At 64.9% G+C, this 19,749-nt stretch carries 19 protein-coding genes; 12 read left to right on the top strand and 7 right to left on the bottom strand.

Going from position 1 to position 19,749, the window contains the following annotated elements:
• Positions 1-28 precede the first annotated feature (28 nt).
• The 7 genes from rpsA to AC1DYS_RS22430 all read left to right on the top strand — a co-directional run bounded on the left by rpsA (position 29) and on the right by AC1DYS_RS22430 (position 6,078).
• Positions 29-1,750 (top strand): 30S ribosomal protein S1, encoded by a 1,722-nt coding sequence (rpsA, locus tag AC1DYS_RS22460; RefSeq protein ID WP_082000638.1) that lies wholly within the window; start codon positions 29-31, stop codon positions 1,748-1,750.
• 46 nt (positions 1,751-1,796) lie between these two features.
• Positions 1,797-2,132 (top strand): integration host factor subunit beta, encoded by a 336-nt coding sequence (locus AC1DYS_RS22455; RefSeq protein WP_047483777.1) that lies wholly within the window; start codon positions 1,797-1,799, stop codon positions 2,130-2,132.
• Between the two features lie 91 nt (positions 2,133-2,223).
• Positions 2,224-2,535, top strand: a complete 312-nt coding sequence (locus AC1DYS_RS22450) for a LapA family protein (protein ID WP_477903264.1) — start codon at positions 2,224-2,226, stop codon at positions 2,533-2,535.
• On the top strand, positions 2,525-3,682 hold the full coding sequence (lapB, locus tag AC1DYS_RS22445; protein WP_477903262.1) for a lipopolysaccharide assembly protein LapB: 1,158 nt from the start codon (positions 2,525-2,527) through the stop codon (positions 3,680-3,682). The genes AC1DYS_RS22450 and lapB overlap by 11 nt, the downstream gene beginning before the upstream one ends.
• Positions 3,682-4,620: a D-glycero-beta-D-manno-heptose-7-phosphate kinase gene (gene rfaE1 / locus AC1DYS_RS22440; RefSeq protein ID WP_477903260.1), complete on the top strand. Its 939-nt coding sequence runs from the start codon at positions 3,682-3,684 to the stop codon at positions 4,618-4,620. Before lapB ends, rfaE1 begins: the two co-directional genes overlap by 1 nt.
• Complete coding sequence (gene rfaD / locus AC1DYS_RS22435; protein WP_477903258.1) at positions 4,617-5,612, top strand: ADP-glyceromanno-heptose 6-epimerase; 996 nt, start codon at positions 4,617-4,619, stop codon at positions 5,610-5,612. The genes rfaE1 and rfaD overlap by 4 nt, the downstream gene beginning before the upstream one ends.
• Before the next feature lie 157 nt (positions 5,613-5,769).
• Positions 5,770-6,078 (top strand): ComEA family DNA-binding protein, encoded by a 309-nt coding sequence (locus AC1DYS_RS22430; RefSeq protein WP_477903256.1) that lies wholly within the window; start codon positions 5,770-5,772, stop codon positions 6,076-6,078.
• Between the two features lie 54 nt (positions 6,079-6,132).
• On the opposite strand, the gene AC1DYS_RS22425 is transcribed toward AC1DYS_RS22430, so the two are convergent.
• The 3 genes from AC1DYS_RS22425 to dnaE all read right to left on the bottom strand — a co-directional run bounded on the left by AC1DYS_RS22425 (position 6,133) and on the right by dnaE (position 11,478).
• Positions 6,133-7,377 (bottom strand): patatin-like phospholipase family protein, encoded by a 1,245-nt coding sequence (locus tag AC1DYS_RS22425; RefSeq protein ID WP_477903254.1) that lies wholly within the window; start codon positions 7,375-7,377, stop codon positions 6,133-6,135.
• Between the two features lie 116 nt (positions 7,378-7,493).
• A complete protein-coding gene (locus tag AC1DYS_RS22420) occupies positions 7,494-7,904 on the bottom strand; it encodes a hypothetical protein (RefSeq protein ID WP_477903252.1) in 411 nt (136 codons plus the stop codon).
• A 76-nt stretch (positions 7,905-7,980) separates the two neighbouring features.
• Positions 7,981-11,478 carry a DNA polymerase III subunit alpha gene (gene dnaE, locus AC1DYS_RS22415; RefSeq protein ID WP_477903250.1) on the bottom strand — a complete coding sequence of 1,166 codons (3,498 nt, stop codon included), beginning with the start codon at positions 11,476-11,478 and terminating at the stop codon, positions 7,981-7,983.
• A gap of 41 nt (positions 11,479-11,519) precedes the next feature.
• On the opposite strand from dnaE, the gene AC1DYS_RS22410 reads away from it, so the two are divergent.
• Positions 11,520-12,254 carry a sulfurtransferase gene (locus AC1DYS_RS22410; protein ID WP_477903248.1) on the top strand — a complete coding sequence of 245 codons (735 nt, stop codon included), beginning with the start codon at positions 11,520-11,522 and terminating at the stop codon, positions 12,252-12,254.
• A gap of 16 nt (positions 12,255-12,270) precedes the next feature.
• Here AC1DYS_RS22410 and AC1DYS_RS22405 read toward each other — a convergent pair whose 3' ends face one another.
• Together AC1DYS_RS22405 and AC1DYS_RS22400 are read right to left on the bottom strand one after the other, a co-directional pair.
• Positions 12,271-12,990 carry a DUF599 domain-containing protein gene (locus AC1DYS_RS22405; RefSeq protein WP_477903246.1) on the bottom strand — a complete coding sequence of 240 codons (720 nt, stop codon included), beginning with the start codon at positions 12,988-12,990 and terminating at the stop codon, positions 12,271-12,273.
• Between the two features lie 86 nt (positions 12,991-13,076).
• On the bottom strand, positions 13,077-13,778 hold the full coding sequence (locus tag AC1DYS_RS22400; RefSeq protein ID WP_477903244.1) for a pirin family protein: 702 nt from the start codon (positions 13,776-13,778) through the stop codon (positions 13,077-13,079).
• 119 nt (positions 13,779-13,897) lie between these two features.
• On the opposite strand from AC1DYS_RS22400, the gene AC1DYS_RS22395 reads away from it, so the two are divergent.
• Both AC1DYS_RS22395 and gluQRS read left to right on the top strand, forming a co-directional pair.
• On the top strand, positions 13,898-14,905 hold the full coding sequence (locus tag AC1DYS_RS22395) for a LysR substrate-binding domain-containing protein (RefSeq protein WP_477903242.1): 1,008 nt from the start codon (positions 13,898-13,900) through the stop codon (positions 14,903-14,905).
• Between the two features lie 9 nt (positions 14,906-14,914).
• Complete coding sequence (gene gluQRS / locus AC1DYS_RS22390; protein ID WP_477903240.1) at positions 14,915-15,817, top strand: tRNA glutamyl-Q(34) synthetase GluQRS; 903 nt, start codon at positions 14,915-14,917, stop codon at positions 15,815-15,817.
• A 1-nt stretch (position 15,818) separates the two neighbouring features.
• Here the strand turns inward: gluQRS and AC1DYS_RS22385 are convergent, their stop codons facing one another.
• A complete protein-coding gene (locus AC1DYS_RS22385; RefSeq protein ID WP_477903238.1) occupies positions 15,819-16,382 on the bottom strand; it encodes an NADPH-dependent FMN reductase in 564 nt (187 codons plus the stop codon).
• Positions 16,383-16,559: 177 nt separating this feature from the next.
• Between AC1DYS_RS22385 and AC1DYS_RS22380 the strand changes: the two genes are divergently transcribed.
• Positions 16,560-16,907 (top strand): FKBP-type peptidyl-prolyl cis-trans isomerase, encoded by a 348-nt coding sequence (locus AC1DYS_RS22380; RefSeq protein WP_477903236.1) that lies wholly within the window; start codon positions 16,560-16,562, stop codon positions 16,905-16,907.
• Between the two features lie 16 nt (positions 16,908-16,923).
• Positions 16,924-17,817, top strand: coding sequence for a transglutaminase family protein (locus AC1DYS_RS22375; RefSeq protein ID WP_477903234.1), 894 nt, complete (start codon positions 16,924-16,926; stop codon positions 17,815-17,817).
• A 70-nt stretch (positions 17,818-17,887) separates the two neighbouring features.
• Here the strand turns inward: AC1DYS_RS22375 and AC1DYS_RS22370 are convergent, their stop codons facing one another.
• Complete coding sequence (locus AC1DYS_RS22370; protein ID WP_477903232.1) at positions 17,888-19,471, bottom strand: DEAD/DEAH box helicase; 1,584 nt, start codon at positions 19,469-19,471, stop codon at positions 17,888-17,890.
• Between the last annotated feature and the right edge of the window lie 278 nt (positions 19,472-19,749).

The following is a 19,749-nucleotide window of genomic DNA, read 5'->3' as shown; positions in this document are numbered from 1 at the left end:
GCAACGCAAGTTGCACCGGAAACTCCAAATGCCTCAAACCCAAACTGCCGCCCCCGCCGGGATGGAATCCTTTGCCGCTCTGTTCGAAGAATCTCTGAACAAGTCGGAGATGCGGACTGGCGAAGTCATCACCGCTGAAGTGGTGCGCGTCGAACACAGTTTCGTGGTGGTCAACGCCGGCCTCAAGTCCGAAGCCTACGTGCCCATCGAAGAATTCAAGAACGACCAGGGCGAACTCGAAGTTCAGCCTGGCGATTTCGTTTCTGTCGCGATCGATGCCGTCGAAAACGGCTACGGCGACACCATCCTGTCGCGCGACAAAGCCAAGCGTCTCGCCTCATGGCTGTCGCTTGAGAACTCGCTCGAATCCGGCGAGTTTGTCACCGGCACCGTCAACGGCAAGGTCAAGGGTGGCCTGACCGTTCTCGTGAACGGCATCCGCGCCTTCCTGCCCGGTTCGCTGCTCGACACGCGCCCTGTCAAGGACATGAGCCCGTTCGAGGGCAAGACCATGGACTTCAAGGTCATCAAGCTCGACCGCAAGCGCAACAACGTCGTGCTGTCGCGCCGTGCCGTGGTCGAAGCCTCGATGGGCGAAGAGCGCAGCAAGCTGCTGAGCACCTTGTCCGAGGGCGCCATCGTCACCGGCGTGGTCAAGAACATCACCGAATACGGTGCGTTCGTCGACCTCGGCGGCATAGACGGCCTGCTGCACATCACCGACATGGCATGGCGCCGTGTCCGCCACCCAAGCGAAGTCGTTCAGGTCGGCCAAGAACTGCAAGCCAAGGTCCTCAAGTTTGACGCTGAGAAGAACCGCGTCTCGCTGGGCATCAAGCAACTGGGCGACGACCCGTGGCATGGCGTTTCGCGCCGCTACCCGAACGGCACGCGTCTGTTCGGCAAGATCACGAACATCGCCGACTACGGTGCGTTCGTCGAGATCGAGCCGGGCATCGAAGGCCTGGTACACGTCTCCGAAATGGACTGGACCAACAAGAACGTCGCGCCGAACAAGATCGTCTCGCTGGGCGACGAAGTCGAAGTCATGGTCCTCGAGATCGACGAAGACAAGCGCCGCATCAGCCTGGGCATGAAGCAGTGCAAGGCCAACCCGTGGGAAGAGTTCTCGGGCACCGTGCAGCGCGGCGACAAGGTCAAGGGCCCCGTCAAGTCGATCACCGACTTCGGCGTGTTCATCGGCCTGTCGGCTGGCATCGATGGTTTGGTGCACCTGTCCGACCTGTCGTGGAACGAGCCGGGCGAAGCCGCGGTTCGCAACTACAAGAAGGGCCAGGAAGTCGAAGCCGTCGTGCTGGCCGTCGATGTGGAGCGCGAGCGCATTTCGCTGGGCATCAAGCAGCTCGACTCCGACCCGTTCACCAGCTACACCTCGGTCAACGACCGCGGCCAGACGGTGACAGGCAAGGTCAAGACGGTGGATGCCCGTGGCGCTGAAATCCAGCTCAACGACGACGTGACCGGCTACCTGCGCGCTTCTGAAATCAGCCGTGACCGCGTCGAAGACGCACGCAACGTGCTGAAGGAAGGCGACGAAGTCAACGCCCTGATCATCAACGTCGACCGCAAGACGCGTTCGATCCAGTTGTCGATCAAGGCCAAGGACAACGTCGACCAGCAAGAAGCCATGACTCGCCTTTCGCAGACCAGCGAGCGTGAGAACGCCGGCACGACCAGCCTGGGCGCCCTGCTGCGTGCCAAGCTGGACAACAAGGGCGACGGCAACTAAGCCGCTGTTCTTGTCACAAACCTGAAGCCCGGGTCCACAGGAAGCAATGACGCGTTCCGACCTCGTCGCACGGCTGGCCGAGCAATTCGGCCAGCTGACGCATCGCGACACCGAGTTCGCCGTCAAGACCATCCTGGATGCCATGTCCGACGCGCTCGCGCGCGGGCACCGCATCGAGATCCGCGGCTTCGGCAGCTTCTCGATCAACCGCCGGCCGCCGCGTGTGGGGCGCAATCCCCGCTCCGGCGAGCAGGTGGTGATTCCCGAGAAGCTCGTTCCGCATTTCAAGCCCGGCAAGGCCCTGCGTGAGGCAGTGGACGCCAGGGCGACTTCCCTCGAAGAAGCAGCAGCCGCTGCAGCGAACACCGAGCCCACGGGCTGACGCGAGTTCCTGTTACGACGGCGTACACGGCGCATGCCGTGCCCCTGCGTTTCATCAACATCCGGACTCTAGAATCAGGCCCGGAGTTGCAATGAAAATTATTGTCTGGCTCATTCGAGCCGCCCTCTTCTTCGTCCTGCTCGCTTTCGCACTGAACAACCAGCACGAAGCCAGCATCAAGTGGTTTTTCGGCCAGGAATGGCGCGCCCCCATGGTGTTCATCGTGCTGGGTGCATTCACGCTCGGTTGCGCCTTCGGCGTGCTCGCGATGGTGCCGAGCTGGTGGCAACACCGGCGTGCAGCGCGCAGCCGTCGCGCAGTTGAAGACGACGAATCGCTGGACGCCCAATCGCCCGACACGCCGCCTCCCTCCGACTCCCGACTCCTGCAATATGAACTTTGACCTCCAATGGCTGCTGCTCGGCCTGCCCATCGCCTTCGCGCTGGGGTGGATCGGCTCGCGCATGGACCTGTGGCAATGGAAGCGTGAGCAGAAGGACTCGCCCAAGGCGTACTTCAAGGGCCTCAACCTGCTGCTGAACGAGCAGCAGGACAAGGCCATCGACGCCTTCATCGAGGCCGTCCAGCACGACCCCGACACCACCGACCTGCACTTCGCGCTCGGCAATCTCTTTCGCCGCCGAGGCGAATACGAACGTGCGGTGCGTGTCCATCAGCATCTGGTGAGCCGCGCCGACCTTCCCCGGGCCGAGCGCGACAGAGCGCAGCACGCCCTGGCACAAGACTTTATGAAAGCCGGCCTGTTCGACCGTGCCGAAGAGGCCTACAAGACCCTTGAAGGCACGGCCTTTGACACCGAAGCGCGCCTCGCCCTCCTCACCTTGCACGAGCGGTCACGCGACTGGCGCGCCGCCGTCGATGTGGCCCAGAAACTCGAGCACAGCGGCACGGCTTCGTTTGCTGCGCGCATCGCGCACTACTGGTGCGAGATCGCGCTCGAAGCCGATGCCCGTCAGCAGGCCGCACAGGCCGACGAAGCACTTCGCAATGCCCGTGCCGCAGCACCCAACGCGGCCCGCCCGCTCGTGTTGGCGGGCCAGCGCGCCCACAGCCGTGGTGACCATGCGCAGGCGCTGCAGTTGTGGGGTGAGCTGCTCGCCGCCCACCCGACCGCCTTCAACCTGGTGACCCGCGAGTACGCGGCCAGCGCCCTTGCCGCCGGCGAACAAGCGGCTGCGCTGGACCGTCTGCAGGCTCTGTATCGGCGCGCACCGACAATGGACTTGCTGGCCGCAATCGCCACGCTCGACCCCGCGCCGGCCGCCCAGCGCCATCGCTTGCTGGCTCACCTGCAAGAGCAGCCCACCCTCTCGGCGGCCCAGGAGTTGCTGCGTCAGATGACGAGCGAAGGGACTGGCCTCAGCACCGAGGAAGCGCAAAGCTTGCGCACGGCCGTGACCCGCGCTGCCAAACCCTTGCAGCGCTACCGCTGCGCCGCCTGCGGTTTTGAGGCGCAGCATTATTTCTGGCAATGTCCCGGCTGCCTAAGCTGGGACAGCTACCCACCACAACGGCTGGAGGATTTGTGATGAGTTCAACCAAGATCACCCGCGATCGCATGGCAGCCGCTCGCGTGCTGGTGGTCGGAGATGCCATGCTCGACCGATACTGGTTCGGTGCCGTCGATCGCATCTCTCCCGAAGCACCGGTGCCGGTGGTACGCGTCAATCGCGAAGAAGAACGCCTGGGCGGTGCTGCGAACGTGGCATTGAATGCCAAAACGCTCGGCGCGCAGGTCACGCTGTTGACCGTGGTGGGGCAGGACGAACCCGCCCGCAAGCTGCAGCAGCTGCTGGAACAGCAAGGCGTGAAGACGCTGCTGGGCCACGACCCGCAGCTCTACACCATCGTCAAGCTGCGCGTAATTGGCCGCTCGCAACAACTGATCCGCGTCGACTTCGAGAACACGCCCGACCACGAGGTGCTCGCGAGCATGCTGGGCGACTTCGAGCGCGCCTTGGATGCGCATGACGCCGTGCTGTTTTCCGACTACGGCAAGGGCGGGCTGGAGCACATTCCGCGCATGATCGAGCTGGCGCGCAAGGCCGGCAAGCCCGTGCTGGTCGACCCCAAAGGCAGCGACTACTCGCGTTATGCCGGTGCGACCGTCATCACCCCCAACCGAGCCGAGCTGGCCCAGGTCGTCGGCAACTGGAGCAGCGAAACGCAGCTCCATGAGCGTGCGGAAGCGTTGCGCAAGAAACTCGGCCTGACGGGTCTGTTGGTGACCCGATCGGAAGAAGGCATGTCGCTGTTCGACGCCGAAGGCGAAGCCCGGGTGCCGGCGCAGGCACGCGAGGTGTTCGACGTCACCGGTGCCGGCGACACCGTCATCGCAGCGCTGGCCGCCCTGCTGGCCTGCGGCGTCACGCTGCGCGATGCCCTGCCCATCGCCAACCGTGCGGGCGGCATCGTCGTCGGCAAGTTCGGCACCGCCAGCGTGAGCTACGAGGAGTTGTTCGCATGAAGATCGTCGTCACAGGCGCCGCCGGCATGATCGGCAGCAACATCGTTCATGGTCTCAATGCGCTGGGGCACGATGATGTGATCGCTGTCGACGACCTCACCGATGGCCCCAAGTACCGCAACCTGCTGGGCGCACGCATCAGCGACTATTTCGACAAGTCCGAGTTCTACACCCGCTTCGCACGCGGTGACTTCGGCAAGGTCGATGCGGTGCTGCACCAGGGCGCCTGCTCCGACACCATGGAGCACAACGGGCGCTTCATGCTCGACACCAACTACCGCTGTTCCAAAGAGCTGCTGGACGCCTGCCAGATCCAGGGCACGCGTCTGCTGTACGCCTCGTCGGCTGCCACGTATGGCGGCAGCGACACCTTCCGCGAAGAGCCAGCCTTCGAGCAGCCGCTGAATGTCTACGGCTACTCCAAGCTGCTGTTCGACAACGTCGTGCGCCGCATGCTGCCTGCAGCAACGACCCAGGTCGCCGGTTTCCGCTACTTCAACGTCTACGGCCCGCGCGAGCAGCACAAGGGGCGCATGGCCTCGGTGGCCTTCCACAACTTCAACCAGTTCCGCGAAGCGGGCAAGGTCAAGCTCTTCGGCGAATACGGTGGCTACGGCGCCGGCGGCCAGACGCGCGACTTCATCTCGGTCGACGACGTGGTGGCGGTCAACCTGTGGTTCCTGCAGAACCCTGGCAAGAGCGGCATCTTCAACCTGGGCACAGGCCGCGCCCAACCGTTCAACGACGTCGCCGTGGCTGTGGTCAACGCATCCCGCGCTGCCAAGGGCGAAGCTGCGCTACCGCTGGCCGAGCTGGTGAAGCTTGGTCTTATCGAGTACATCTCCTTCCCTGACGTATTGGTCGGCAAGTACCAGTGCTACACGCAGGCCGACATGACGCGGCTGCGCGCGGTCGGTTGCGACCACCGCTTCGGTGATGTGGCGACCGGCGTGGCCCGCTACGTCGAGTGGCTGGGCCAGCAAAAGGCCTGAGATCGCCTGACCGCATCCCACCCGAAAGGCGGCCTCCCACAGCCCCGTTTCGGTGGCCCTCCCCAAGGGGAATGGCAAACATGCTCTGCATGACTACAGTCCCGCCAGGGGTGCGGAAAGGCCGCACTCCACAACAAGATCTCAAGGGAGTTATGTCATGTTCAAGAAGCTGTTGTGCGTGCTCGTCATGTTGTTCGCCACCACTGCCGCGTTCGCTGCGGTCGATGTGAACAAGGCCGACCAAGCCGCACTCGAATCCGTCAAGGGCATCGGCACCAAGGTGTCGGTACGCATCCTCGACGAGCGCAAGAAGTCGTCGTTCAAGGACTGGGCTGACCTGATGAGCCGCGTGAAGGGCATCAAGGAAGGCACGGCCACCAAGCTGTCCAAGGAAGGCCTGACGGTCAACGGCGCAAGCTTCGAAGCAGCTCCGGCCGCGGCCAAGAACCCAGCGAAGAAGAAGTAACCCGCGTTTGCTCTTCGAACACGGCCTGCACGGCACATCGCCTGCAGGCCGCTTTCATTCCAGCTCGGTGGTGTGATAGTCGCTGTCGGCGATCGGGCCGCCACGAGGCTTGGAGCGCCGCTCCCAGCCGAAGAAGGCAGTCACCTCGTCACGCCGCGACATGGTGTCCGACACGCCCAGCGCCACCAGCTCACGTGTGTACGCTGCTTCGAACAGCAGATAGCTAGCCAGCGCGGCGCCGCGCGTATCGGTGGTCTTGCCGGTGACACCGACGCCGCGCAGCAAAGCACGAATGGGCGTGGGCAATGCATTCACATGCTTGGCCGCCAGATCATCCAGACGCTGCGACGGCGCAATCACCAGCACCTCGATCGGCCGCAGGCTGGTCGATGCCAGCGCCTCGGGCGGCAACAGGCCAAGCGTGTTGTTGATGCGTTGCAAGCGCTCCACGTCCACCGCGAGCGCATCCAGGAAGATGTTGGACAAGGCGTGGCCGGCGATCTGTGCAAAGTTCGGGTAGGTGCTGCTGACCTTCCGCTTGCCCGGCGGCTCATGCATGCGGCCGGCACCCACCACGAGGATGCGCGTCGCGCCCAGGTGCACCGCTGGCGAGATCGGCGCCGACTGGCGCATCGACCCGTCGCCGAAATACTCGGTCTCGCCATCGAAGGGCAAGGGCACCGCGGGGAAGACGAACGGAATCGCCGCTGAGGCCATCAGGTGCCCCACGGTGATGGGCACCCGCACAGCCACCCGCTGCGAGCGATTCCAAGGCACGAACTCCTTCTCGGAGTCGTAGAAAGTGACGTGCGTGCCCGAGCTGTAGCTCGATGCCGTGACCGCCAGCGCCTGCAGGTGGCCGGACTGCATGACGCCATGCAGCCGATCGACCGCCACCATCTTGTTCAGCAGCTCTTCGAGAGGCGAGTTGTCCAGCAGCGAACGCAGGCGCGCGCGGCGCCAACGCGCAATGACCCAGCCAAGAGACATCATCGTCAGCCAGCGTGCGCCGGTGCGGATGACGCCGATGGTGTCGCTGCGGTAGACCTGCTCTGCGCGAAAGTCTTCCCACACCTCGGCAATCGCGGCCACGGCGCCGTCGAAGTCGTCGCAATGCGAGGCCAGCGCCGCGGCATTGATGGCCCCGGCCGACGTGCCGGTGATCACCGGGAACGGGTTGCTGCGCTCCCAGGGCGCAGCGTCACGCCGAATCTTTGCTATCGCCTTCAGCACGCCCACCTGGTAGGCGGCCCGAGCACCACCGCCCGTGAGGATCAGACCCGTCGTCTTTTTTGGCATGCCCCGCAGTGTAGACAGGCCTGACGGAAGACAAGCTGCGGGCTAGCCACCATTGCGATCAGCGCTGGATGGCTTGCCACAAAAGGGGCGCACTTGAACTGTGCCCCTTGATCAACTCAGCGCTCGCGACCGCCTTCATGGCGATGGTCGTCGTGGCCATGACCATGCCCGTGATGGTCGTTGTCACGGTGGTCGTCACCGCGGTGGTAGTGGCGCTGGTACCAATCTTCGCGGACGAAGTAGACCGGCTGGCCGCACGCGTTGTAGCGGCCGCAGTACCTGCGCCAATTGCGGGAGTGCCCCGGGGGCACGTGCAGATAGATCGGCGGCGGAGCCTGCACCGCCACCGGAGCCGGCGCAATGATCATCGGCTGGCGGTACACCACCACCGGCGGCACCGGAGCTTGGCCGATGTCGATGCGGCCGTAGACCCCTGGTTGGTTGACACTGACCGATACGCCGACATCGGCGGCCAGTGCGGGCGCTGCTGCGGCGGCCAGCACCAAGGCCAGGTAAATTTTTCTCATTGCTAGCTCCTGTGATCTACGGACGAGACCCTCTTACAACGCCCGCGGTCCTTGTCTCGCCGACGCCGCCAGGTTTCTATTCGTAAACCACCTTGGCCTTGCCATGGCTTCCTTCCTGCCAACGCGCCAGCGCAGCGTCGGTCGGGAAGAAGCGGCCTTCATCGCCAAGGTCGAGCTCACCACTCGCAGCATCACGCTGCAGCACGAGCCGCACCCCGAGGCCTTGCGCGACCGGCCCTTGCTCGGTGGTGATGCGGCGGCTCGGAAACTCTCGCAGCACCTCTGCCACCGGCGGCACGCTGCCATTCACTTCGACGCGCAGGTACTTGCCGAAGCGGCAGCGCGCGGTGGCCAAGTCCCACACCTGCTGAACGTTGAGCCGCATTCCGCCCGAGAAGCGGTCGGGCTGCACCTTGCCGAGCACGATGATCAGCTCGTCGTCCTTCAGCAGCTCCTTGTTGGCGTTGAGCAGTTCTTCGTTGGCCACGGCTTCGATGTATTCGCTCTTGTCGTCGAGCTTGAAGATCGCGACGCGGCCGCGCTGGCCGTTGATCACGCGCAAGTCGCCCACGATGCCGGCAAGGATCTGCGGCTCGCGAGAGTCGATGAGGTCAGCGATCTTCCGCTTCGCAAATTGCCGCACCTCGGTCTCGCTCTGGTCGAACAAATGGCCGGACAGATAGAAGCCCAGCGCCACCTTTTCCAGGCTCAGGCGCTCCTTGATGCTCCACGGCTCGGCATGAACCAGATCGGGCTCCTGCGTCGACGCGGCGTGGGAGTCGCCGAAGTCGAACAAGCCGCCCTGGTCCGCGTGCGCAGCCTGAGTGTCGGCAAAGTCGAAGGCCAGGCCGATGCTCGCCACCATCATCGAACGCTCTGCATGCAGCAGGTCGAAGGCGCCGGCCTTGATCAGCGCCTCGACCGTGCGCTTGTTGATGCGGCTGCGATCCACGCGCGCGCAGAAGTCGAACAGGCTCTTGAACGGTCCGCCTTCATTGCGAGCCTTGACGATGGCCTCGATCGCGCTCTGCCCCGTGCCCTTCACGGCACCCAGGCCGTAGCGCACGACCTTGTCGCTGACCGGCTCGAAGCGATGCGTGCCGGTGTTGACGTTGGGCGGCTCGAAGGTGAGGCCCATCATCAACGCGTCGTCGTGGAAGATCTTCAGCTTGTCGGTGTCGTCGAGCGCCACGCTCATGTTGGCCGCGGTGAACTCGGCCAGGTAGTGCACCTTGAGATACGCCGTGTGATAGGCGAGCAAGGCGTAGGCGGCGGCGTGCGACTTGTTGAAGCCGTAGCCCGCGAACTTCTCCATCAGGTCGAAGATCTCGTTGGCCAGCGGCTCGGCGATGTTGTTCTTCGCTGCACCTTCGGCGAACGTGGCGCGGTGGGCCACCATCTCCTCGAGCTTCTTCTTGCCCATCGCGCGGCGCAGCAAGTCGGCGCCGCCGAGTGAGTAGCCACCCAGGCGCTGGGCGACCTGCATCACCTGCTCCTGGTAGACCATGATCCCGTAGGTTTCTTCCAGCACCTCTTTCATCAGCGGGTGCGGGTAATCCACTTCCTCGCGGCCGTGCTTGCGCGCACAGAAGCTGGGGATCAGGTCCATCGGCCCCGGCCGGTACAACGCCACCAGCGCGATGATGTCCTCGAACACGCTGGGCTTGGCGTCGCGCAGCATGCGCTGCATGCCCGAGCTTTCAAGCTGGAACACAGCAACGGTCTTGCCTTCGCTCATCAGCCGGTAGGCGCCGCGGTCGTTGAGCGGGATGTTCTCGAGCCTGAAGTCGCGTTGGTCGGCGTGGCGCGCGCGGATGAAATCCTTCGCCATCTCCAGGATGGTGAGCGTGGCCAAGCCCAGGAAGTCGAACTTCACCAAGCCGATGGATTCGACGTCGTCCTTGTCGAACTGGCTCACCGCGCTGTCGCTGCCGGGCTGCATGTAGAGCGGGCAGAAGTCGGTGATCTTGCCCGGCGCGATCAGCACGCCCCCGGCGTGCATGCCGATGTTGCGCACGATGCCTTCGACACGTTCGGCGAGCGACAGCAGCTCCGCCACTTCTTCTTCGTTCTTCTCGCGCTGCTCGATCTCGGGCGCCTCGGCGCGCGCATAGATGACGCCGGGGTCGGGCTTGTCGCCGGGGCGGCGCAGCGTCACCGTCTTGCCGGGCGGCGCCGGCACGAGCTTGGCGATGCTGTCGACGTGGCCGTAGCCCATGCCGAGCACGCGGCCCACGTCGCGCAGCGCGGCCTTGGCGGCCATGGTGCCGAAGGTCGCGATCTGACTCACGGCATCGCGGCCGTACTTGTCCTTCACGTAATCGATCACGCGGTCGCGGTTGCCCTGGCAGAAGTCGATGTCGAAGTCGGGCATCGACACACGGTCCGGGTTCAGGAAGCGCTCGAACAGCAGGTTGTAGCGCAGCGGGTCGAGGTCGGTGATCTTCAGTGCATAGGCCACGAGCGAGCCGGCACCCGACCCCCGGCCCGGCCCCACCGGGCAGCCGTTGTTCTTGGCCCAGATGATGAAGTCGGCCACGATCAGGAAGTAGCCCGGGAAGCCCATCTTCAGGATGGTCGTGATCTCGAACTCGAGCCGATCCACATAACGCTGCAGCTGCTTCGCTCGCTCGGCCTCGTCGGGGTAGAGCTGGACCATCCGCTCCTTCAGCCCTTCGTGCGAGGCGTAGCGGAAGTAGGCTTCCGGCGCCATGCGTTCGCCGTTCACCTCGGGCGTCGGGAAGTCGGGCAGTTGCGGCTTGCCCAGCACCAGCGACAGGCTGCAACGCCGCGCGATCTCGACGGTGTTCTTCACCGCGCTCGGCAAGTCGGCGAACAGCGCTTCCATCTGCGCCTGCGACTTGAAGTATTGCTCGCGGGTGAAGCGCTTGACGCGTCGGGGGTTGGTGAGCGTCTCGCCTTCGGCCACGCAGACACGAGCCTCGTGCGCTTCGAAGTCTTCGGGGGTCTGGAATTGCACCGGGTGCGTCGCCACCACCGGCAGTTTCATCTCTGCCGCCAGCGGCACTGCCGCACGCACATGCGCTTCGTTGCTCGGCATGCCGGCGCGCTGCACCTCGATGTAGAACCGCTGAGGGAACGTGGCTGCCAGTCGCGCTGCGACGGCTTGTGCGCGCTGCGTGTCCTGCGCCATCAGGGCCTGGCCGATGGCACCCTGCTCCGCACCCGACAGCGCGATCAAGCCTTCGTTCAACGCCGTCAACCATTCCCACTTGAGCCACGCCTGGCCACGAGCCGATGCATCGAGCCAGCCGCGCGACAACAGCTCGCAGAGATTCAGGTAGCCAGTCTTGCTTTGCACCAGCAGCAGCAAACGGCTGGATTGCTTGTCGCCTTCGGTCGGCTCCATCCACACATCGGCACCGATGAGCGGCTTGACGCCTTTCTTGCGTGCGGTGCTGTAGAACTTGACGGTACCGAAGAGGTTGGAAAGGTCGGTGATGGCAAGCGCGGCCTGGCCATCACCTGCGGCCGCACCCACCAACTCGTCGATGCGCAAGGTGCCGTCGACAACAGAAAACTCGGTGTGGGTGCGCAGGTGAATGAAGGCCATCCGGGCATTTTAGGGACGCGTCGCCTCCGTAAAATCAAGGTGTGAAACCAATTCTGAACATCTCGGCCTACCGCTTTGTCCCCTTGACGGACACGCTTGCCTTGCGCGAGAGCATTCGCTCACAAGCCGAGGCATTGGCCTTGAAGGGAACGGTGCTGCTCGCCGAAGAAGGCATCAACCTGTTCCTGGCCGGAGCGCCCGACAAACTGCGATCCTTCGTGGCCTGGCTGCGCGAAGACGCGCGTTTCACGCCGCTGGAGCCAAAGGAAAGTTGGTCCGAGAGCGTGCCCTTCGGCAAGCTGCTGGTGAAGATCAAGCGCGAGATCATTCGCATGAACCACCCGACGATCCAGCCGACTGAAGGCCGTGCGCCCGCAGTGGATGCCAAGACGCTGGCACGCTGGCTCGACGCCGGGCAGGACGATGAGGGCCGGCCGGTGGTCACGCTCGATACGCGAAATGCCTTCGAGATCGGCCACGGCCGCTTCCGCGACGCGATCGACTGGCAGATCGACAAGTTCAGCCAGTTCCCGGCCCAGGTGCTCGCGCATCGCGGCGAACTGCAAGGCAAGCGCGTGGTGAGCTACTGCACTGGCGGCATCCGCTGCGAGAAGGCCGCGATCTTCATGGCCGAGGCCGGTATCGAGCACGTGGTGCAGCTCGACGGCGGCATCCTCAAGTACTTCGAAGAAGTGGGTGGCGCCCACTTCGACGGCGACTGCTTCGTCTTTGACGAACGAGAGGCGCTCGACCCCGCGCTCGACCCGCAGCGCTAGCTCTGTTGCTCAGGCTTCACGAGTTCAGCACCTCGAGCACGTCGGAGCGAAACTCGCGCTGGAACAGGATGTAGATCACGCCCGCCGTGGCGAGCATGAAGATCAGTGGCGAGAAGAACCACCCGACCGCGGCGAACGACAGGTAGTAGGCGCGCAAGCCGTCATTGAAGGTCTCAGCCGCCATGCCCACCACACCGCCTGCCTTCTTGGCAAAGGCTTGGCGCTGCTCTTCACCGACTGCCCCAAGCGCCTCGAGCTGCTTGGCTTCGGGTGCGGCGGCGATCAGCAACGCGCCGAAGGTGTACTGGCGCATCGACCAAGTGAAGCGGAAGAACGCGTACACGAAGATCACCAGCAGCAGCACGAGCTTGAGGTCGAAGATCAGCACCGAGGTGCGCGCGGCGAACGGAATCTCGCGCACCAGTTCGCTGGCCTTGTCACTGGTACTCAGCACCGCAAGCAGCCCACCGATGACGAGGATCGTGGTGGAGGCAAAGAACGACGGGCTCGTCGACAGGTTCTGGATCACCACGCCATCCAGCACGCGCACCTCGCGGTAGGTGGTCTGCATCATCCACAGGCGGCGGATGCGGTTGGTGCTGGCCAGCACCGAGGGCTTGGTCTGCGAGCGGTCACGTGCGAACCAGGCGTAGCCGGCCCAGGCCGCAAAAAAGGCCGCCAGCGCGGCCCAGTCCGACCACGGCAAGATGCTGAAGAGCTTCAACACAGTGTCCATGCGGCGCACTGTAGCAAGGCCTCCATGCGGCGAGGCGGACGCTCGTGACCGAGGTCCGCCTCCTTACTGCTGGTTGTCCGAAAAACTCAGGGTGCCAGATCGAACACGATGACCTCGGCGTCTCGCCCTGCTTCGAGGCGAAGCGTGGGCTCCTGGTCCAGCAGCACAGCATCGCCGGTCGTCGCTTCGCGGCCGTTGACCTTCAACGATCCACGGGCCACCTGCACGTAGGTGCTGCGGCGGACGTCGAGCGGCAGCTCGGCCTTCTCGTCGCCGTTGAAGAGCCCGGCGTACAGCGAGGCGTCGGCATGCACGGTCACCGAGCCGTCGCGCCCATCGGGGCTGGCAACGAGGCGCAGGCGGCCGCGCTTGTCGGCGTCGGAGAAGCTCTTCTGCTCGTAGCCGGGCACGATGCCGCGCTCGTTCGGCAGCAACCAGATCTGCAGGAAGTGCGTGGTCTCGTTGGCCGCGTGGTTGAACTCGCTGTGCTGGATGCCGCGGCCCGCGCTCATGCGCTGCACGTCACCTGGCACGATCTGCGTGCCGTTGCCCATGTCGTCCTTGTGACCGAGCGCACCCTTGAGCACGTAGGAAATGATTTCCATGTCGCGGTGGCCGTGCGTGCCGAAGCCCGTGCCGGGCGCGATGCGGTCTTCGTTGATGACACGCAGGTTGCCCACGCCCATGCGCTCGGGGTGGTAGTAGTCGGCGAAAGAAAAGCTGTGAAACGACTTGAGCCAGCCGTGGTCGGCGAAGCCGCGTTCAGACGATTTGCGAACATTGATCATGGTGTGTCGTCCTTTCGAGGCTATGAATTTAGGTCTCGAGAGCTCCCATGGGCAGGCCCGCGCGTTGAAGCGTGCGTTCAAATAAGATGAACACGCCTGCCTCCCAAGATGCCCGCCCGATGTCGAATGCTCGCAATGTGCTGACCCCCGAAGCCCTCGCGATGATGGATGTCATCGCACGCACCGGCAGCTTTGCTGCGGCCGCACGCGAGCTCGGCAAGGTGCCATCGGCCCTCACCTACAACGTGCGCCAGCTTGAAGATGCGCTTGACGTGCTGCTGTTCGACCGCCGATCGCGCCAGGCCAAGCTCACCGCTGCCGGCGAAGAGCTGCTGAGCGAGGGGCGTCGGCTGCTGGAGCAGGTAGATGCCGTAGCGAATCGGGTGAAGCGCGTGGCCACCGGCTGGGAGACCCAACTGACCGTGGCGGTCGACGGCGCCATCTCACGGGTGACGGTGTTCGAGATCTGCGAGGCCTTTTACGCGCTCAAGCCCGAAGGCGGCGACCCGGAGCGCAGCGGACCGGGCACGCGCTTGCGGCTGCGCACCGAGATCATGGCCGGCACCTGGGAAGCGTTGATCAGCGGCGAGGCCGACTTGGCCATCGGCGTGGGTGCCGACCAAACGGCCCCCGCGGGCGTCCAGATGCAGATGCTGGGGGTTATGCCCTTCGTCTTCGCCGTCGCGCCGCACCACCCGCTGGCTGCCGCCACGCACCCCATCACCGATGCCGAATTGATGCGCCACCGCGCCGTCGCCGTGGCTGACTCGGCGCATCGGCTGGCGCCGCTCACCGTCAACCTGCTGCCGGGGCAGGACGTGCTCACCGTGCCGTCGATGCAGGCCAAGATCGAGGCTTTGCTGCGCTGCATGGGCTGCGGCTTCATCCCGGAGCAGATGGCGCGCGAACACATTGCCGCCGGCCATCTGGTCGCCAAGGCGGTGCAACGCCAGCCGCTGCACGCGCGCCTCGGCTATGCCTGGCGCAACACCTCGGTCGTGACCACGAGCCGCAAACCGCAGCTCGGCCTGGCGCTGCGCTGGTGGCTCGATCAGCTGGAAAGCGCCGCGACCCGCAAGGCCTTGCTCGAGCGGCACGGCAGCCGCTTGCCGCTGGGCAGCGCCTGACATCGGGCCATGGCGGGCTACCGCGGCCGTTTCGCCCCGTCACCGACCGGGCCGCTGCACGCTGGCTCACTGGTCGCGGCGCTGGCGAGTTGGCTCGATGCAAGAGCGAACAATGGCACCTGGCTTGTGCGAATCGAAGACGTGGACACGCCGCGTTGCGTGCCTGGCGCCGACCGGTTGATCTTGTCGCAGCTGGCAGCCTGCGGGCTGCACCCTGATGAACCGCCGGCGTGGCAATCGCAGCGCGGCGCGCTGTACCAGGCGGCGCTCGATCGCCTTGCGCAGCTGGGGAAGACCTATCCGTGTGGCTGCACGCGCAGCGACATCGCTCTAGCCCTTGCCGCCGCCGGCCGCCACAAACCGCGCCATGGCGAACTGGTCTACCCCGGCACCTGCCGTCACGGGCTGAAGGGCAAGCCGCCGCGGGCCACACGCGTGCTCAGCTGCCGGGAAGACGAGTCTGACATGCACATCGAGTGGTCAGACCGACGTCTGGCCGCCCAACGGCAGAACCTCACGCAGGAAGTCGGCGACTTCGTGCTGCACCGCGCCGACGGTCTGTGGAGCTATCAGCTGGCGGTCGTGGTCGACGATGCCGACCAATGCATCACGGACGTGGTGCGCGGCGAAGACCTGGCCGACAACACACCGCGCCAGCTGCACCTGCAGCGTTTGCTGGGCTTGCCAACACCACGCTATTTGCACGCGCCATTGGTGCTCGGCGAGAACGGCGAGAAGCTGTCGAAGCAGAACGGGGCTCGCAGCCTCGACACCGCCGACCCGTTGGCATTGCTGCAGCAGGCGGCGCTAACGCTGGACTTAGCCGTGCCGGAGCCCGCTCGCGAGCTGGCCATGTGGCTCACGCAGGCCGTCGCGGCCTGGCGCGAGCAGTGGCCTCTCGCCAAGCCCTGATTCAACGCCCTGCGAGGTGGGTGTCGACCCAGCTCACGTACTTGTCGACCCAGCTCTGAAGGAATTTGCGCGTGCCTTCGTTGCTCACCCCGCCGGCATCGTCGAAGAAGCCCTCGGTGAACTGAATGAAGGCCTCCGGTTGCCCGAGCGTGGGGACGTCGAGGTAAGCCAGCACGTTTCGAAGGTGCTGCTGTGCCATCGCGGTACCGATGGCGCCGACCGAGGCGCCGACCACGCCAGCGGGCTTGCCTGCGAACGAATTCTTGCCATACGGACGCGAGGCCGTGTCCAGCGCGTTCTTCAGCACGCCGGGGATCGACCGGTTGTACTCGGGCGTGACGAACAGCAGCGCGTCAGCCGCCTCGACCTCCCGCTTGATGCGGGTGGCCTGCTCGGGTGGGTTGCCGTCGCGGTCCTGGTTGTACAGCGGCAGATCGTCGATGCGCAGATGCTCGAAGGTGAATCGCGGAGGAGCCAGCTTGGCGAGTGCCAACGCCAGTTTGCGATTGACCGAATCCTTGCGCAGGCTGCCAACGAGCACGGCGATTTTGCGGTTCTGGCTCATGGTGATCTCCTCAAAATGAGCGACTGTAGTCACGTGGCGCGCGCTCCCGGCACGCAATGCGGATTGCCCGCGCAGGGCGGCTGGTCTCTCGCGCGAAGGGCCAACTGCCGCCATCGGCGTGGCCGCACTCCGGTAGCATGCGCGATCTTCCAAACGCTTTCACAAAGGCTATTCATCATGCAGACCACCGCCTCGGGCCTCCAGTACGAAGACACCACACCCGGCACGGGCGCCGAAGCCAAGGCCGGCCAGCACGTGAAGGTGCACTACACTGGCTGGCTGTATAACGATGGCGTCAAGGGCGCCAAGTTCGACAGCAGCAAGGACCGCAACGACCCGTTCGACTTCGGCCTGGGTGCCGGCATGGTCATCAGGGGTTGGGACGAAGGCGTGCAAGGCATGAAAGTGGGCGGCACGCGCCTGCTCGTCATCCCGCCCGAACTCGGCTATGGCGCACGCGGTGCCGGCGGCGTGATCCCGCCGAACGCGACGCTGATCTTCGAGGTCGAACTGCTCGGCGTCTGAGCCGAACAGACTCTTCATGCCTGTCCGGTACGACATCACCCACACGACGGTCTACCGCTACGCCAAGCCGGTGACTTTCGGCGAGCACCGGGTGATGTTTCGCCCGCGCGAGAGTCACGACTTGCGCGTACTGGCCACCGATCTGCAGGTGAGCCCCGTCGCGCTGGTGCGAATGATCCAGGACCCGTACTCCAATTCGGTGGCCCTGGTGCAGCCGCAGGGTGAAGCCACAGAGTTGAAGATCGTGTGCGCGTTCACTATCGAGCACGCGCACAGCAACAACCTGGAGTTGCCGCTGTCGCCAACGGCCGAGTTCTTCCCGTTCGCCTATTCCGTGGATGAGCGCTTCGACCTCGAGCACTACCTGCGCCCGCACTACGACGACCCCGAAGGCAAGCTCACGGCCTGGGCGCGCCAGTTCATCCGCACCGATGGCCCCACCGGCACGCGCGACCTGCTGGTGCAGATGAACCAGCACATTCGCGACGAGCTTACTTACATCGCTCGGGATGAAGAAGGCACGCAGAGCCCGCTTATCACGCTCGCGCGTGGCAGCGGCAGTTGCCGCGATTTCGCGCTGCTGATGATGGAGGCAGCACGCCGGCTCGGCGTGGCCACGCGCTTCGTGTCGGGTTATCTCTACGATCCCTCGCTGGACGAAGCGAGCGATGAGGCAGGCGACTCCGCTGTCGTCGGGGCCGGCTCAACCCATGCCTGGCTGCAGGCCTATCTGCCGGGTGCCGGGTGGGTGCCGTTCGATCCCACCAACAACCTGCTCGGCGGCTACCACCTCGTGCGCGTGGGCGTGTCGCGCGACCCGAAGCAGGCCGCGCCGATCTCGGGCAGCTGGTACGGCGAACCCGACGCTTACGTGGGCCTCGACGTCGTGGTGCGCGTCAAGCGCATCTGACAAGCGCTTTCATGGACGCCAAGAAAAAGGGCTCGCAGTGCGAGCCCTTTTTTATCAGCGCCGAATCGACTCAGCGGCTGAAGCCACCCGGGCGCGGACGCTGGGGCTTGCTGAAGCCGCCCTTCGCCGGAGCACCGGCGGGCTTGCGCGGCGCAAAGCCGTTGGCATTGCGATCGACCGGTGCGCGGTCGAAGGCACCACGCTGAGCTGGCTGACCATTCGGAATGAACACGCTGTTGTGGCGGTCGTTCGGACGGTCGGTGCTGAAGCGGTTGTGCTGTGCGCTGTCGCGATCGATAGGAGCACGGTCGCGGTCGAACGGAGCGCGATCACGCGGCGGGAAGCCTTCACCTGCGCGCTGATACGCCGGCTTGCCGAAAGGCTTGTTGCCAAAGCTCTTGCCCGGGCCCGACGGACGGCCGTGGCCGAACGACTTGCCACCGCCACCGAACTTGTTGTCGGCACGCGGCGCAAACATGCGCGGCTCGGGGCTCTTGGGCTCCAGGCCGACGATGGTTGCCACCGGAATGTTCTGCGTGGTGAATTGCTGGATGCGGCGGATCATGCCGCTGTCCATGCGCTCGGCCAGCGTCACCGCTAGGCCATTGCGGCCCGCACGGCCAGTACGGCCAATGCGGTGCACGTAGTCTTCAGCCTTCATCGGCAGGCCGTAGTTGATGACGTGGCTGATGCTCGGCACGTCGATGCCGCGTGCGGCCACATCGGTTGCGACCAGCACCTTCAGCTGCTTGTTGCGCAGACCTTGCAGCACGCGGGTGCGGCGGCCTTGCGGCATGCCACCGTGCAGCGAGGCCACGGCGTGGCCCATGTCGGCGAGGCGGTCGGCCAGCCAATCGGCGTCACGCTGGGTACTGGTGAACACCACGGCCTGTTCCATTTCCTTCTCGGTCAGGATGTGGTCGAGCAGCGCATCCTTGTGCGACTTGTTGTCGGCCCAGTGCAGGCGCTGTTCGATGTTTTCGTGGGTGTCGGTGTGCGAGGCCACGTCGATGCGCAGCGGGTCGCGCAGCAGGTCTTGCGCCAGGCGACCGACGTTGCCGCCGAAGGTGGCGCTGAACATCACTGTCTGGCGGCTTTGCGGCAGGTTGTCCACGATGTGGCGGATGTCGTCGATGAAGCCCATGTCGAGCATGCGGTCGGCTTCGTCGAGCACCAGCATCTCAACGCTCTCGAGAATCGCTTTGCCGGATTGCATGTGGTCCATCAGGCGGCCAGGGGTCGCGATCAGGATGTCGAGCGGGCCACGCAGCGCCTTCAGCTGGGCGCCGTAGGGAACGCCGCCGACGACGGTGGTCACGCGCAGGCCTTGAACGTGACGGCCGTACACGGTGGCGGCCTTGTCGACCTGCATCGCGAGTTCACGGGTGGGAGCCAGCACGAGGATGCGCGGGCCGTAGACCACGCCCTTTTCGCGGCGCTTGGTGTTGTCGCCGCGGGCGGCGAGGATGCGTTGCAGTGCAGGCAGCACGAATGCGGCGGTCTTGCCGCTGCCGGTGCTGGCGGAGACCATCAGGTCCTTGCCTTCGAGCGCGGGCGGAATCGCTTGGGCTTGCACTTCAGTGGCGGAGGTGTAACCCGAATCAGTCACAGCGCGGAGCAGGCCTTCTTGGAGGCCGAGGGTATCGAAACTCATCGTCTTCTTTCTTCACATAACAATGCCTGCGCACCCGGCTTCTGATGAAGGGTACGCAAAAGCACCGCAGGCCGCCTACGTGGGCAGAGGCCTGCTGATCAGTCGCTGGGGAGAAGGTCCGAACCCACACCGGCAGCATGGCGCCGGAGGACGGGTGCAAAGGAACAGTCAAAGCGACGGCATCGCCGCCAACCGTTCCCTTGGCAATACACCAGGGGGTTTCGAACAGGCCGCGCAACCGAAGTTGCGGGAAGACTCGATGAGGTCAGAGGGGATGA

It is taken from the genome of Rhizobacter sp. P2_G4 (assembly GCF_056403575.1).
This window is presented reverse-complemented; position numbering and strand designations above follow the sequence as displayed.

Coding starts and splice junctions, on each gene's coding strand:
- AC1DYS_RS22380 (WP_477903236.1), top strand. CDS start 16,560: ATGCAGACCACCGCCTCGGGCCTCCAGTACGAAGACACCACACCCGGC.
- gluQRS (WP_477903240.1), top strand. CDS start 14,915: ATGGCGGGCTACCGCGGCCGTTTCGCCCCGTCACCGACCGGGCCGCTG.
- AC1DYS_RS22455 (WP_047483777.1), top strand. CDS start 1,797: ATGACGCGTTCCGACCTCGTCGCACGGCTGGCCGAGCAATTCGGCCAG.
- AC1DYS_RS22405 (WP_477903246.1), bottom strand. CDS start 12,990: ATGGACACTGTGTTGAAGCTCTTCAGCATCTTGCCGTGGTCGGACTGG.
- lapB (WP_477903262.1), top strand. CDS start 2,525: ATGAACTTTGACCTCCAATGGCTGCTGCTCGGCCTGCCCATCGCCTTC.
- AC1DYS_RS22420 (WP_477903252.1), bottom strand. CDS start 7,904: ATGAGAAAAATTTACCTGGCCTTGGTGCTGGCCGCCGCAGCAGCGCCC.
- rpsA (WP_082000638.1), top strand. CDS start 29: ATGCCTCAAACCCAAACTGCCGCCCCCGCCGGGATGGAATCCTTTGCC.
- AC1DYS_RS22425 (WP_477903254.1), bottom strand. CDS start 7,377: ATGCCAAAAAAGACGACGGGTCTGATCCTCACGGGCGGTGGTGCTCGG.
- AC1DYS_RS22385 (WP_477903238.1), bottom strand. CDS start 16,382: ATGAGCCAGAACCGCAAAATCGCCGTGCTCGTTGGCAGCCTGCGCAAG.
- dnaE (WP_477903250.1), bottom strand. CDS start 11,478: ATGGCCTTCATTCACCTGCGCACCCACACCGAGTTTTCTGTTGTCGAC.
- AC1DYS_RS22400 (WP_477903244.1), bottom strand. CDS start 13,778: ATGATCAATGTTCGCAAATCGTCTGAACGCGGCTTCGCCGACCACGGC.
- AC1DYS_RS22395 (WP_477903242.1), top strand. CDS start 13,898: ATGTCGAATGCTCGCAATGTGCTGACCCCCGAAGCCCTCGCGATGATG.
- rfaE1 (WP_477903260.1), top strand. CDS start 3,682: ATGAGTTCAACCAAGATCACCCGCGATCGCATGGCAGCCGCTCGCGTG.
- AC1DYS_RS22375 (WP_477903234.1), top strand. CDS start 16,924: ATGCCTGTCCGGTACGACATCACCCACACGACGGTCTACCGCTACGCC.
- AC1DYS_RS22430 (WP_477903256.1), top strand. CDS start 5,770: ATGTTCAAGAAGCTGTTGTGCGTGCTCGTCATGTTGTTCGCCACCACT.
- AC1DYS_RS22370 (WP_477903232.1), bottom strand. CDS start 19,471: ATGAGTTTCGATACCCTCGGCCTCCAAGAAGGCCTGCTCCGCGCTGTG.
- rfaD (WP_477903258.1), top strand. CDS start 4,617: ATGAAGATCGTCGTCACAGGCGCCGCCGGCATGATCGGCAGCAACATC.
- AC1DYS_RS22450 (WP_477903264.1), top strand. CDS start 2,224: ATGAAAATTATTGTCTGGCTCATTCGAGCCGCCCTCTTCTTCGTCCTG.